10 protein-coding genes are annotated in these 13,088 nt (G+C 64.5%); 6 read left to right on the forward strand and 4 right to left on the reverse strand.

Annotated elements, in window-relative coordinates:
• The first annotated feature begins 55 nt into the window (after positions 1-55).
• Positions 56-958: a LysR family transcriptional regulator gene (locus AB7535_RS11475; protein ID WP_135214319.1), complete on the forward strand. Its 903-nt coding sequence runs from the start codon at positions 56-58 to the stop codon at positions 956-958.
• Here the strand turns inward: AB7535_RS11475 and AB7535_RS11480 are convergent.
• The 3 genes from AB7535_RS11480 to AB7535_RS11490 are packed head-to-tail and all read right to left on the reverse strand — an operon-like array spanning position 955 to position 4,355.
• On the reverse strand, positions 955-2,034 hold the full coding sequence (locus AB7535_RS11480; RefSeq protein ID WP_439036283.1) for a D-TA family PLP-dependent enzyme: 1,080 nt from the start codon (positions 2,032-2,034) through the stop codon (positions 955-957). The two genes, AB7535_RS11475 and AB7535_RS11480, sit on opposite strands and share 4 nt — an antisense overlap.
• Before the next feature lie 3 nt (positions 2,035-2,037).
• Positions 2,038-3,849, reverse strand: coding sequence for an ABC-F family ATP-binding cassette domain-containing protein (locus tag AB7535_RS11485; protein WP_439036284.1), 1,812 nt, complete (start codon positions 3,847-3,849; stop codon positions 2,038-2,040).
• Positions 3,850-3,851: 2 nt separating this feature from the next.
• Entirely contained in the window at positions 3,852-4,355 is a 504-nt protein-coding gene (locus AB7535_RS11490) for a YaiI/YqxD family protein (RefSeq protein WP_439036285.1), read from the reverse strand.
• A 107-nt stretch (positions 4,356-4,462) separates the two neighbouring features.
• Here AB7535_RS11490 and AB7535_RS11495 point away from each other — a divergent pair, with 107 nt between their 5' ends.
• Together AB7535_RS11495 and AB7535_RS11500 are read left to right on the forward strand one after the other, a co-directional pair.
• Positions 4,463-5,263: a hypothetical protein gene (locus AB7535_RS11495; RefSeq protein ID WP_439036286.1), complete on the forward strand. Its 801-nt coding sequence runs from the start codon at positions 4,463-4,465 to the stop codon at positions 5,261-5,263.
• 18 nt (positions 5,264-5,281) lie between these two features.
• Entirely contained in the window at positions 5,282-6,706 is a 1,425-nt protein-coding gene (locus AB7535_RS11500; RefSeq protein WP_439036287.1) for a DUF5107 domain-containing protein, read from the forward strand.
• A gap of 55 nt (positions 6,707-6,761) precedes the next feature.
• Here the strand turns inward: AB7535_RS11500 and AB7535_RS11505 are convergent, their stop codons facing one another.
• Positions 6,762-9,134, reverse strand: a complete 2,373-nt coding sequence (locus AB7535_RS11505) for a xanthine dehydrogenase family protein molybdopterin-binding subunit (RefSeq protein WP_439036288.1) — start codon at positions 9,132-9,134, stop codon at positions 6,762-6,764.
• Positions 9,135-9,346: 212 nt separating this feature from the next.
• Between AB7535_RS11505 and AB7535_RS11510 the strand changes: the two genes are divergently transcribed.
• From AB7535_RS11510 to AB7535_RS11520, 3 genes are all read left to right on the forward strand, one after another.
• Positions 9,347-10,420, forward strand: a complete 1,074-nt coding sequence (locus AB7535_RS11510) for a Ppx/GppA phosphatase family protein (RefSeq protein ID WP_439036289.1) — start codon at positions 9,347-9,349, stop codon at positions 10,418-10,420.
• Position 10,421: 1 nt separating this feature from the next.
• Positions 10,422-11,114 (forward strand): RlmE family RNA methyltransferase, encoded by a 693-nt coding sequence (locus AB7535_RS11515; RefSeq protein WP_439036290.1) that lies wholly within the window; start codon positions 10,422-10,424, stop codon positions 11,112-11,114.
• Between the two features lie 116 nt (positions 11,115-11,230).
• Positions 11,231-13,087 (forward strand): hypothetical protein, encoded by a 1,857-nt coding sequence (locus tag AB7535_RS11520; RefSeq protein ID WP_439036291.1) that lies wholly within the window; start codon positions 11,231-11,233, stop codon positions 13,085-13,087.
• Position 13,088: the final 1 nt, after the last annotated feature.

Here is a 13,088-nt window from a genome sequence, read left to right on the forward strand (position 1 = left end):
GGGTGACTAATATGCTACAATTCAATTAATCCTATAAAGAATATGCGAGTTCGTTATGAATACTCATGACCTTGTCGCCTTCGTCGCTGTGGTCGAGACCGGATCAATCGTTGCCGCCTCGACGCGCCTCAATCTCACGCAGCCTGGCGTAACCCGGCGCATCCAGAATCTCGAGGAGATGCTGGGCGCGCAGTTGTTGGACCGCCTGTCGAAACCGTTGAAGCCCACGGCCGCAGGTCGTGAGGCCTATGAGCAGGGCCGGCGCCTTCTTCGGATGCTGGACGACCTCAAGTCAGGCGTCGCCAATGACGGCGTTGTACGCGGCGAGTTCAGGCTCGGCCTCACGCCGTTTCTCTCCGAGGCCGGACTCAGCGCGCCGCTCGACGCGGTGCGTGCCGAATTTCCGGCACTGAGCGTGCGCGTCGTCTCGGGCTGGTCGCCCAACCAAGTCGAGCGGGTCAGCCGCAACGAGCTGGATGCCGCCGCGATCTGCCTGCCTGACGGGGCAACGCCGCCTGCCGATCTCGTCGCCGACGATCTCGGGTCGCAGCCGGTGGTGTTCGTCGTCGCGCGCGACATGAAGATTCCGCGCACCGTCGACCTGGAGCGCCTGTCGCAGCTCTCGTGGGTGATCAACCAGGACGGTTGCGGATTTCGCGACACACTCAAGCGCCGCTTCGATGCAGAGCATTTACCGTTCACCGTCGCTGTGGAGGCGCTGGACAGCGAGCTTCGGCTGTCGCTGGTGTCACGCGGCCTGGGCGTCGGCCTGGTCACGCCGATCGGGCTGAAGCGCAGCGCATTTCGCGACAAGCTCAAGCCGGTCGCTGCGCGGGAGTTCAATCCCGCCGTGCGCGCATGGCTGGTGCATCGCCCGCCGGCCGGGCGACTGACTCGCCCGATCAACCTGTTCCGCGACGGACTGGATCGGGAGCTGCAAGCTCTAATTCGCGCCTAGCGCAGCTTCCCGCGCGCCGCCACCGGCAGCGTGCCGATGATCTCCTCGCCGCGCACCATCACCACCTCGTCCATCATGTTGACGACGACGCAGACGTGGTTCGGCACGATCCGCACGACGTCGCCGACATTGGGACGCGTGTTGCTGCGTGAGAGGTCGAGGAAGCCGTGTTCTTCCGCGAAGCGCGCAATTTTGGCCTCGGGGTGCTCCAGGATCAGGCCGTGGCCGTCGAGCCCGCCGGTGTCCGTCGTCAGCGTCTTCGAGCCGGCGTCCAGAATGCCGCGCTCGGGCGCGGCACGGCTCACCACCGTCGAATAGATGTGCAGCGCGCAATCATCCCAGGTGGCGGAGCCGGCCGCGACCTGCATGCGGTCGTTGTAGATATAGGTGCCGAAGCGATGTTCGGTGCCGCCCTTGAGCTTGCCGAGATTCTTCAGGTTCGGCGTGCCGCCGGTCGAGACGATCTTGGCGTCCAATCCGTGCGCGCGCACGCCGGCCAGCGCCTCGTCGTAGAATTTCTGCGCGTCGGCCCAACCGGTCTCGGTCGGGTACAGCATGAAACCGGCGAATTCGAGCCCCTTGGACCCGGCGATCTCGCGGGCCAGCGCAATCGCCTCTGCCGGGGTCTCGACGCCCGCGCGCTTGCGCCCCGTGTCGCATTCGACCACGACCGAGAGCGGACGACCCGAGGCTACGGCTGCCTTGGGCAGGCCGGCGACGACCGTCGAATTGTCGGCGGCGACCGTCATGTTCGCCTTCGCCTGCAGCGCGCCCAGGCGTGCCATCTTCTCTTCGCCGAGCAGATTGTAGCTGATCAGGATGTCGTCGATGCCGGCATTGGCCATGATCTCGGCTTCGCCGAGCTTCTGGCAGGTGATGCCCTTCGCGCCCGCCGCGACCTGCAGCTTCGCGATCGTCGGGTTCTTGTGCGTCTTGATGTGCGGCCGGTTGGCGACACCTGCATCGTCGCAGGCCTTCTGGATCCGCGCGATGTTGCGCTCGACCCGGTCCATGTCGATGACGGCGCAGGGAGTGCCATATTCACGGGCGATCTTGGCGGCGAGGGGAGTGGTCATGAGTTAAGCCTGTTCAATCTCTTCGCGGAGCATTTCCAGTTCGAGCCAGCGCTCTTCGGCGGCGGACAATTCGTCATGCGCCTTGGCGATGGCGGTGGAGGTGTCGTCGAATTTCTTGCGGTCTTTGGTGTAGAGATTGGGATCATCGAGGAAGCGCTGCAGCTTGGCAATGTCGGCGTGCAGGGTCTCGATCTTCTTCGGCAACGTTTCCAGCGCGTGCTTCTCGTTGAAGCTCAGCCGCCGCTTTGCCGTGGCGGGCGGAGCAGCCAGCCGCTCCTCTTTCTTCTCCGCGGGGGCTTGCGCCTTCGTCGTGTCGCGCTTGAGATCGGCACCGCGCTGCGCCAGCATGTCGCTGTAGCCGCCGGCATATTCGGTCCACTTGCCGTTGCCTTCGGGTGCGATCACGGACGTGACGACGCGGTCGAGGAAGTCGCGGTCGTGGCTGATCAGGATCACGGTGCCCTCGTAGTCGCCGAGCATGTCCTCGAGCACGTCGAGCGTCTCGAGGTCGAGATCGTTGGTCGGCTCGTCCAGCACCAGCAGGTTCGAGGGTTTTGCCAGCGCGCGGGCCAGCATCAGCCGGCCGCGCTCGCCGCCCGAGAGCACCTCGACAGGCGTGCCGCGCTGCTCCTGGGCGAACAGGAAGTCCTTCATGTAGCCGACGACGTGCTTCGGTTTGCCGCCGACCATGATCTGGTCGCCACGGCCGCCGGTTAGCGCCTCGGCCAGCGTCGACTTGGGATCGAGGCTTTCGCGGTGCTGGTCGAGCGTGGCCGTCTCAAGATTGGCGCCGAGCCGCACGATGCCGGAATCAGGCTCCGCGCCGCCGGTGAGCAGGTTGACCAGCGTGGTCTTGCCGGCGCCGTTCGGTCCGACGATGCCGAGCCGGTCGCCGCGCTGGATGCGGGTCGAGAAATTGTCGACGATCACGCGGTCGCCGAAGGCCTTGGTGACGCCCTTGGCCTCGATCACGAGCTTGCCGGATTGCTCCGCTTCGGATGCGGCGAGACTGGCGGTGCCGGCCGTGCCGCGATAATTGCGCCGCTGGTCGCGCAGTGCGTGCAGGTTGCCGAGCCGCTTGACGTTGCGCTTGCGGCGTCCGGAGACGCCGTGGCGCAGCCAGTGCTCCTCGTCGACGATCTTGCGGTCGAGCTTGTGCTGGTCGCGCTCTTCCTCGGCGAGCACCTCGTCGCGCCAGCTCTCGAACGAGGCGAAGCCACGGTCGATCTGCTTGATCTTGCCGCGGTCGAGCCATGCGGTCGAGCGCGAGAGATTGGTGAGGAAGCGGCGGTCATGGCTGATGATCACCAGCGCGCCGCGGCGGCTGTCGAGCTCCTTTTCCAGCCATTCGATGGTGGAGAGGTCCAGATGGTTGGTCGGCTCGTCCAGCAGCAATATGTCGGGCGAGGGCGCCAGCACGCGTGCCAGCGCGGCACGGCGGGCCTCGCCGCCGGAGACGTTGGCCGGGTTCTCGTTGCCGGTGAGCCCGAGCTGCTCCACGAGGTAGCGTGCCTGGTACGGGTCGTCGCCGGGCGCGAGGCCCGCCTCGACATAGGCGAGCGTGGTCTTGTGCTCGCCGAAGTCAGGCTCCTGCGGCAGATAGCGAACGGTGGCGCCGGGCTGCACGAAGCGCGTGCCGCCGTCGGGCTCGACGAGGCCGGCTGCGATCTTCAGCAGCGTCGACTTGCCCGAGCCGTTGCGGCCGATCAGGCAGACGCGCTCGCTCGGCGCGACGTTGAGCTCGACGCCGCTCAGCAGCGGCGTGCCGCCAAAGGTGAGCTTGATGTCTTTGAGTTGGATCAGGGGCGGCGCCATGACTAGCCTTGATTCAAAGTCTGGCTCGTCGCGGCCTGGTCGGCACGACGGCGCTGGATCCGGCGCAGCGTCTGGTCGAGCGCGGAGAGGAACGCGGAGCGGTCGCGCGGCGCGAACGAGCGCGGCCCGCCGGTGACTTCGCCGGCCGAGCGCAGATCCGTCATCAGATTGCGCACCGCCAGCGTCATCCCGATCGACTCTTCCGTGAACGGCTTGCCGTTCGGTGCGATCACGTCGGCGCCCGCTTTCACGCAACGGCTCGCCAGCGGAATGTCCGATGTCACGACGACGTCGCCCGGCTTGGCCCGCTCCGCGATCCAGTCGTCGGCGGCATCCATGCCGGCGCCCGCTGCAATCCGCTCAATGAACGGATCCTGGGGAACGCGAATAAAATTGCCGGCAACCACGCTCACGGGCACGCCGTGCCGGAGCGCGACACGGTAGATCTCGTCCTTCACCGGACAGGCGTCGGCGTCGACATAGATGCGGGTGGGGGTATCAGTCATTCGCCGCGTGGTACCCCATTCGGGCCGCAAAGGCGAGGGGATTGACCGGTGTTCCCGGGGGCCTACGATCAACCCTGAAACAACAAGAATTCAGGGAAAGGCCCGCCATGCCGAACCGGCTCGAAACCTACCGCGTCGAGGCCTACAACACCGCCAAACAGTCCGAAAACAAGATGCATGACGACACGGTGGCGCGCCGCTTCGGCTTTTCCGGCGGGCTGGTCCCGGGCGTCGACGTCTTCGCCTACATGATGCACGTGCCGGTGGCGCGCTGGGGCCACGATTTCCTGTCGCGCGGGCTGGTCGAGGCCCGCTTCATCAAGCCGGTCTATGATGGCGAGACCGCCGATGTCGATGCGACCGAGCACAACGGCCTGCTCACGATCGAGGTGTTCAGCCGCACCGAGCTCTGTGCCACGGGCACGGCCTCCCTGCCGGTGGCCGCGCCTGTGGTGTCGCTGAACGACTTTGTCGAGGTCGCGGCCATTGCCGAGCGCAAGCCTGTGAGCCCGGCGGCGTTCGAGGTGGGCAAATGGCTGGGCACGACGCCGCGCCGCTGGGCCGGGCAGGACGCGACCGACTATCTCGCCGACGTCAGGGAAACCGATCCGATTTTTGCGCGCGAGGGGCTCGGCCATCCCGGCCTGATCCAGCGCGTGATGAATCGCGTCCTCGTCGACAACACGATTTTGGGCCCGTGGATCCATGTCGGCAGCCGCATGCAACTGCTGTCGGCCGCGCGCGCCGGCGACGAGATCACCGCGCGGGCAAAAGTCACCGCGAACTACGAGAAGAAGGGCCACCGCTTCGTCGAGCTCGACGCGCTGGTCGTCGCCAACGGCACGACGCCGCTGGCGCACTGCCAGCATACTGCGATCTACCAGCCGCGCGAGCAGGCGGCGGCCTGAAAGCCAGTTGAGGTCTCCTTGCGCGCCCTCGTTTGTTTTGAAATAGCACTCCTTTTGTCGCTCCATGCGCCTTGCGTCGTGCATGCCGCCGCACCGGTGTCCGATAGTGTGTCGCTCAGCGAGCAGACGACCACGTGGAGCACCGTCAAGTTCGCCGTCGATGCGGAGAATGGCTTTGTCAGCGGGTCGCTCGACAAGAGCGTGATCGTCGAACGCAGTTTCAAATCCTACGTGCTTGAAAATCGATATCTGAGGGTAACGCTCGTGCCCGAATTCGGAGGGCGTATTCTTTCCATGGTCTACAAGCCGACCGGCCACGAGCAGCTTTATCGAACGGAAGTCGGAGTGCCCTACGGCATGAAGGCCGGAAATTTCTACTACGACTGGCTGATGGTGTACGGCGGAATCTTCCCAACGTTCCCGGATGCCGAGCACGGCAAGACTTGGCTGAAGCCGTGGGCTTTCCGGGTGGTGAAGGAGGGCGCCGACGAAGTCACGGTCGTGATGTCATTCCGGGATGACTTCGACTATTCCGCGCGGCCGAGCAAGTTCAGGGGCGCGACCGGCATCGAGGCGAACTACTACGTCACGCTGAAGGCCGATCGTGCCGCACTCGATGCGCGCGTGGTGCTGAAGAATCCGAACGACGAGGCTGTCCAATACGAGTACTGGACGTGCACGACGCTCGCTCCGGGATCGGAGCCGAAAAATCCCAGGGCAACAGGCGGCGCCGAAATCATCGCGCCGATCCGAACCTACACGACGCCTGCCTGGTCGGCCAATCTGGCAGACGGCGACGAGAGCGCGGGTATGGGCTGGCGGCGCTTCGAAAACCTGCGTTACTTCAAGAACTGGCCAACGATGGGCATCGCCTATGCTGCACCAGATATGCAGGGCGGGAATTTCTGGGGCGTCATCAACCATGACAATGCAGAAGGAATTATTCGCATTGCGGACAATACCCTCACGCGGGGCTTGAAAATGTGGACGTGGGGGTTTCCGTCGCTCACCGGCGAAACCGATGCCCGGAAGGATCCGAACGAGTGGCGGCCGTATGTGGAATTATGGGCGGGCGTGTCAGACCAGTTTTTCCACAGCGCAGACTTTCCCGCACGCAGTGAGGTGTCTATTCCGGAAACCTACAGCCCGACCGTCGGCATGAGCAACGTGACGCATGCGAACGAGAATATGCTGATCAATTTCTCGGCCGAGGCGTCTCGCGCCGTGCTCGAGTTCTTCAGCATCGAACCGGCCATCCCGTTGCTTGTCACGTTGAAACGGGGTGACACGGCTCTGTTCAGCGGGGTCGTGAGCGCCGATCCGAACAACGGAAATCGCATTTCGGCAGCGATTGCCGACGGCCGCAGCGGGCAAAAGATACGGCTAACGATCACGACCACGGAGGGAAAGGAGTTGATCGCCGCCGAAACGGCGATCAAGTGATCTCTTTCGGAATGCCGGTCGAACCCCCGGCGTTGTCACGATCGCGGAACTCCCCCTACGCCGCGTTACCCTTAGCATCCTGGATCGCACGCCACACCCGCTCCGGGGTCAGCGGCATATCGATGTGCTTGATGCCGTAGTCGGAGAGGGCGTCGAGCACCGCGTTTACCACCGTCGACAGGCTGCCGGCGCAGCCGGCTTCGCCGCAGCCCTTGCTGCCGAGCGGATTGGTCGTGGCCGGTACCGGGTGATCGCCGACCGTCATGTTCGGAACGTCCTCCGCGCGCGGCAGCGCGTAGTCCATCAGCGAGCCCGTGATCGGCTGGCCGCTCTCGTCGTAGCGGACATGCTCCATCAGCGCCTGGCCGATGCCCTGGACGACGCCGCCATGAAGCTGGCCCGCGACCAGCAGCGGGTTGATCACCGTGCCGAAATCGTTGACGGCGCTGTAGCGCACGATCTGCACCACGCCGGTCTCAGGATCGATCTCGACCTCGGCGACGTGGCAGCCGTTCGGGAACGCCGAGGGCACCGGCTCGCTGGTATGGTCGACGTCGAGGCTGTCAGGCACGCCGTCCGGCACCTTGCCGTCATGCAGCTTCCTGGCGAGCTCCATGATGTCGATGCTGCGGTCGGTGCCGGCGATGGTGAAGCTGCCGTCGGCGAACTCGATGTCGGCCTCGGAGGCTTCCAGCATGTGCGCGGCGGCGCGCTTGCCCTTCTCGATGACGAGCTTGGCGGCGCCCACGATGGCCATGCCGCTCGCCGTGATCGAGCGCGAACCGCCGGTGCCGTTACCGGTGTGGACGATGTCGCTGTCGCCTTGCTCCAGCTTCACGCTGTCGAACGGCACCCCTAACTGCGCGCACAGCACCTGCGCGAATGCTGATGCGTGGCCCTGGCCGTAATCGAGTGTGCCGGTGATGAGCTGTACCGAGCCATCGGGATCGAACACGATCTTGCCGAGTTCGGGGCTCGGCGGCGCGGTGACCTCGAGATAGGAGCCGACGGCGATGCCGCGCAGCTTGCCGATCTTCTTGCTCTCTTTCTTGCGCTTGGTGAAGTTCTCGTGGTCGGAGATTTCGAGCGCCTTGTTGAACACCGCCTGGAAGTCGCCGCCGTCATAGGTGACGCCGGAGGAGGCCGGGAATGGCATCTGGTTCGGCTTGATGAAGTTGCGCTTGCGCAAGGTCAGCCGGTTGATGCCCATCTCGTCGGCGGCGCGGTCGATCAGCCGCTCCATGTAATAGTTCGCCTCGGGCCGGCCGGCGCCGCGATAGGCGCCCATCAACGTGGTGTTGGTGAGCACCGTCTTGATGTCGACGGCCATCAGCGGCGTGCGGTAGACGCTCGAAAAGTTCTTGCCGGTGTTGAGCGAGAGCGGTCCTGGCGCGACGCCGGTGATGTAGGCACCGAGATTGCCGTAGCCTTCAAGCTTTGCCGCGAGGAAGTGCCCTTCGGCGTCGAGCGCCAGTTCGGCATGGATTTTCTGCGCACGGCCATGGCTGTCGGAGAGGAAGCTGGTCGAGCGCTCATCGAGCCATTTCACCGGGCGGCCAAGCTCCTTGGCCGCGTACAGGATGCACATGTATTCGGGGTAATTGACGTTCTTCATGCCGAAGGAGCCGCCGACATTGGCGGTGAGGACCCGCACCTTCTCGTTCGGCACCTTCAGGTTCTTGGCGAGGTTGGCGCGGTTGCCCGCAACGCCCTGTGTCGGCATCTGGATGGTGTAGCGCTCGGTCTTCTTGTCGTAGGAGGCGAGCCCCACGCGCGGCTCCATCGAGACGACGGCGACGCGGGTGTTCTCGATGTCGACCTTGGTGACGTGGGCGGCACTGGCGAAGGCCGCGTTCACCTTGTCCATGTCGCCATAGTGGTAGTCGAGTGCGACATTGTTCGGGATGTGGTCATAGAGCAGCGGCGCACCGGGCCTGGCCGCTTCCTCGGGATCGGTCACCGCCGGCAGCGGCTCGATATCGAGCTCGACGGCTTCGGCGGCGTCGCGCGCCTGCGCCAGCGTGTCGGCGACCACGAAGGCGACGGGATCGCCGACGAAACGGACCTTGTCGGTCGCCAGCGGTTGCCGGTTGGTCTGGAGCAGGGGGGAGCCGTCGCGGCTCTTCAGCGGCAGGCCGCAGGTGAAGGGGCCGTATCCGGCGGCATCGAGGTCCTTGCCGGTCCACACCCCCAGCACGCCGGGCATCGCCCTGGCGGCGTCGGTGCCGATGCCGCGAATGAGCCCATGGGCATGGGTGGAGCGGACGACCACGGCATGGGCCTGGCCGGGCAGGTTGAAATCGTCGGTGTAGCGGCCCTTGCCGCGCACCAGCGTATCGTCTTCCTTGCGGCGGACCGGCTGCCCGACGCCGTATTTTTGCAGTGCAATAGCGTTTTCGAGCGTGGACGATTTGGTGTGTTCTTGCATGGAATTGACCTGAAAAGCCGGCAATCGCGCGTTTTGGGGGGCGCCTGGAGGACCGGACCCTCCAAAAATAACCCACGGTCCCGTTCACGACAACGCACGAATGGGCATGGTCCCATGTGATGCGTTGTTGCGCAGGCTTGCCGCGCTGCTAATGTTTCAGGCGAAAAAGCAATTCCAGATCGGCCCCATCGGGCCGCGGAAAGACAATTTGTATGAATGACCACACGCGGCTCCGCGACGGCCATGCGCCGCACGGTGGGCTGGATGGGTCGATGGCGGCGGTGGCGTTGGCCCCCGAACCGGCCGTCGCCGCGCAAGCGCCGGGAACCGGCGTCTATGCGGCGCTGGACCTCGGCACCAACAATTGCAGGCTCCTGATCGCTTGTCCGACCAGCGACGGCTTTCGCGTGGTCGATTCCTTCTCGCGCATCATCCGGCTCGGCGAGGGCGTCTCGGCGACCGGCTGCATCAGCGAGGCTGCGATCGAGCGCGCCGTCGCCGCGCTCAGCATCTGCCGCGACAAGATCAATCTGCGCAAAGCCAAGCGGCTGCGGCTGATCGCGACCGAAGCCTGCCGGGCCGCCTCGAATGCGGAAGGTTTCCGCAGCCGCGTCGCGGCCGAGACCGGCATCGAGCTCGAGGTAATCGACCGCGAGACCGAGGCCTCGCTCGCCGTGCTCGGCTGCGCGCCGCTGGTCGACCCCCGGGGCCGGGGCGCGATCCTGTTCGACATCGGCGGCGGCTCGACCGAACTGGTGCGGATCGAGCGCGATCCGCAAAATCCGGAACCGCGCATCAAGGCCTGGATGTCGATCCCGCTCGGCGTCGTGACGCTGGCCGAGCAATTCGGCGGCCGTGACGTCACGCCGGAAATCTATGCCGCGATGGAGCAGGAGGTCGCCAACCACGTCGCACCGTTCGCCGAAGCGCACGGCGGCGATCTCGCCGACATGCACCTGCTCGGCACCTCAGGCACGGTGACGACGCTCGCCGGCATCCATCTCAACCTCGCGCGCTACGACCGCCGCCGCATCGACAGCATCTGGATGAACGATTCCGACATCACCGCGACCATCAGCAAGCTGCTCGGCATGAGCTACGAGGAACGCGCCAACAACAGCTGCATCAGCGTCGAGCGCGCCGATCTCGTGCTGGCCGGCTGCGCCATCCTCGATGCCATCCGCCGCGCCTTTCCGCTGCCGCGCCTGCGCGTCGCCGACCGGGGCCTGCGCGAAGGCATGCTGGTCGAGATGATGCGCGAGGACGGCGCACTCAGGAGCTGGTGAGATGGCCAAGGACACCACCGGCCGCTTGCACGTCCAGGTCAAGACCGGCGGCAAGCGCAAATTGTCGTCGAAGCTGTGGCTGGAGCGGCAGCTCAACGATCCCTATGTCGTCAAGGCGAAGGCGCTCGGCTATCGTTCGCGTGCCGCGTTCAAGCTGCTCGAGATCGACGACAAGTACCGCCTGCTGAAACACGGCATGGCCGTGGTCGATCTCGGCGCTGCGCCGGGCGGCTGGAGCCAGATCGCCGCCAAGCGCGTCGGCTCGGTCGACGGCAAGGGCAAGGTCGTCGCGATCGACCTGTTGGACATGCCCGAGATTGCCGGCGTCGACTTCGCGCAGCTCGACTTCATGGACAACGACGCACCCGCGAAGCTCACCGCGATGCTCGGCGGCGGCGCCGACGTCGTGATGTCCGACATGGCCGCCAACACCACCGGCCACCGCAAGACCGACCAGCTCCGCATCGTCGGCCTGATCGAGACGGCGGCCGCATTCGCGTGCGACGTGCTGAAACCGGGCGGGGCATTCCTGGCCAAGACGTTCCAGAGCGGCGCCGACGCCGATCTGCTGGCCCAGCTCAAGCGCGATTTTGCGACAGTGCGGCATGTGAAGCCCGCGGCCAGCAGACAGGATTCCTCCGAGCGCTATGTGCTGGCGACGGGGTTTCGCGGCGGGCAGCCGGACCCGGGCTGACGTGTCACGCTCACATCAGCATGACATTCACATCGATAATATCTTGAGCTGATAGATCCATCATCTGCAATTCCAGCGGGTGAGATCAATCCATGCCGTGCCTTCATCGACAATGCTTGCGCGTTTGCAAGCATCGCCTGTCCCTTGCCTCGGTCTCCTTTCTGGCGTTGGCGTCGCTCGGCTTTGCTTCGGCGACGACGTCGCGTGCAGGGACGTCGATCACGATCAGCACCCAGAGGCCTTACAATATCGGCCTCAGCGGCAACGACGATCTCGGTGATCTCAAGAAGATCTACCAGAGCGCGAACAGCCCGTCCGAGCAGGCTCTCGACCAGTTCAACCAGATCATCACCGATACCGGCATGAAGCGGACGCGCCTGCTGCTCAGCGATGTCTATTGCGATGTCGATCAGACCGGCGATGTGTTCGGGTACACGCAGGACGGCGTTTTCCATCCGGGCGACTGCCAGCCTCTGGCCTGGCATCTTGAGTGGGCCCTGGGTCGCGGGCTCTCGCCTCACGTGGCGGTCGCGGCCTTCATGCCGCCGCGCCTGGTGCAATACGGACCTGGCGAGAGTTGGAATCGGAACGGGCCGGCTCCGGCACTTTTCCAGAAATACGCCAACGCTCTCGTGCGCTATATCGCGAAGAAATCGTTCGACGGCGGGGCGTCATCCGTCATCTTCGAGGTCAGCAACGAGGCTGATATCGCCGATTCAGCCCCGGAGAACTGGAGTGACACCAATCCATCCGCCTACAGGCTCAAGCCATTGGGGTCATGGGGCCGTTGGCTGTGGTGGATGGATCCGGCCAAGTATGTCCTCAAGCAGTGGACCCCGCTGCAGACCCACGTGATGTCCAAGGCCGAAGATCCGACCTTGTCGTACCCTTACGGGCTCGATGCGCGCCGTCTGCCCAGGCAGCTCTTGCCGGTTCAGAAGGTCTTCTCGCAGGCGATCGTGAACATCAGAAACGAACTCGCCGCCAACCAGAGGTATAACGGCAAGACGCTGGAAATGGCCGGGCCGGCCCTGGTCGGACTGAGCTTCAACTATTATCCGGCGGAGAATCTTCCGACGCTGGAGGAAGTCTTCCTCGACCAGACCTTCAATCCGCTGGCAGACACCTACTTGGCAAAATTCAACGCGCGGCTCGATCGTTTTTCGTTCCACTATTACGGCTCGACAGACGGCACCGGCGGTTTCGCGTTCTTCGACAATCTGGTCGACAAGGCCCAGGCCAAGCTGGACGCCTTGAAGAAGAACAATGCCAACATGCCCGACGTGAAGCTGTTCCTGTCGGAATGGGGCCCTACGGCCTATGAGGCGACTGACGTCAATTACTCGCACAAGGGGGCGGCGTGGACGGCGGCGTTCCTGTCCGAAGCCGTGAAAAAGAAGATATCAATGGGGTCGTACCTCATTATCGGCGACGGCCAGGGGGATCCGAACATCACACCTTTCCTCGGCCAGGCCAGCCTGCTGCACAAGGTGCCGCACGGCGACAAGCCGGCCGACTACTACCCGAAGCCGGTCGCGAACCTCTTCAAGATGTACAACAAGATGTCAGGCCAGCGGGTGCAGGCTGCGCTCACCGGCGGGGCGGGCTCCCACCTCAACGCGTTCGCGACCTGGGATGGCGCTAACTCGACCGCGAACATCATGGTCTACAACTATGATCCGACCCGTGTCTTCGGCAACAACATTTCGACCGAGACGCCGGAGGGGATTTCGCTTGAGGTCGACAACCTGCCGTTCAGCGACGGCTCGACCGTGACGATTGAGCGCTACCTGATCGATGCGAATACCAGCAACCTGGCGAAGTTCTATTCCGATCCGACCCACCCCGATCCCAACCTGCAGAGGATATTGCTGCAGCGAACGATCAATAGCGGAAAGCTCGTCCTGACGGGCGACGCGCTCGGGCTGGGTGTCGTGCTCTACCGAATATTGCCGCCGACGGTGGTTCCCTAAG

The sequence above is a fragment of the Bradyrhizobium sp. 956_D2_N1_4 genome, from assembly GCF_052076025.1.
Lineage (GTDB): Bacteria > Pseudomonadota > Alphaproteobacteria > Rhizobiales > Xanthobacteraceae > Bradyrhizobium > Bradyrhizobium barranii.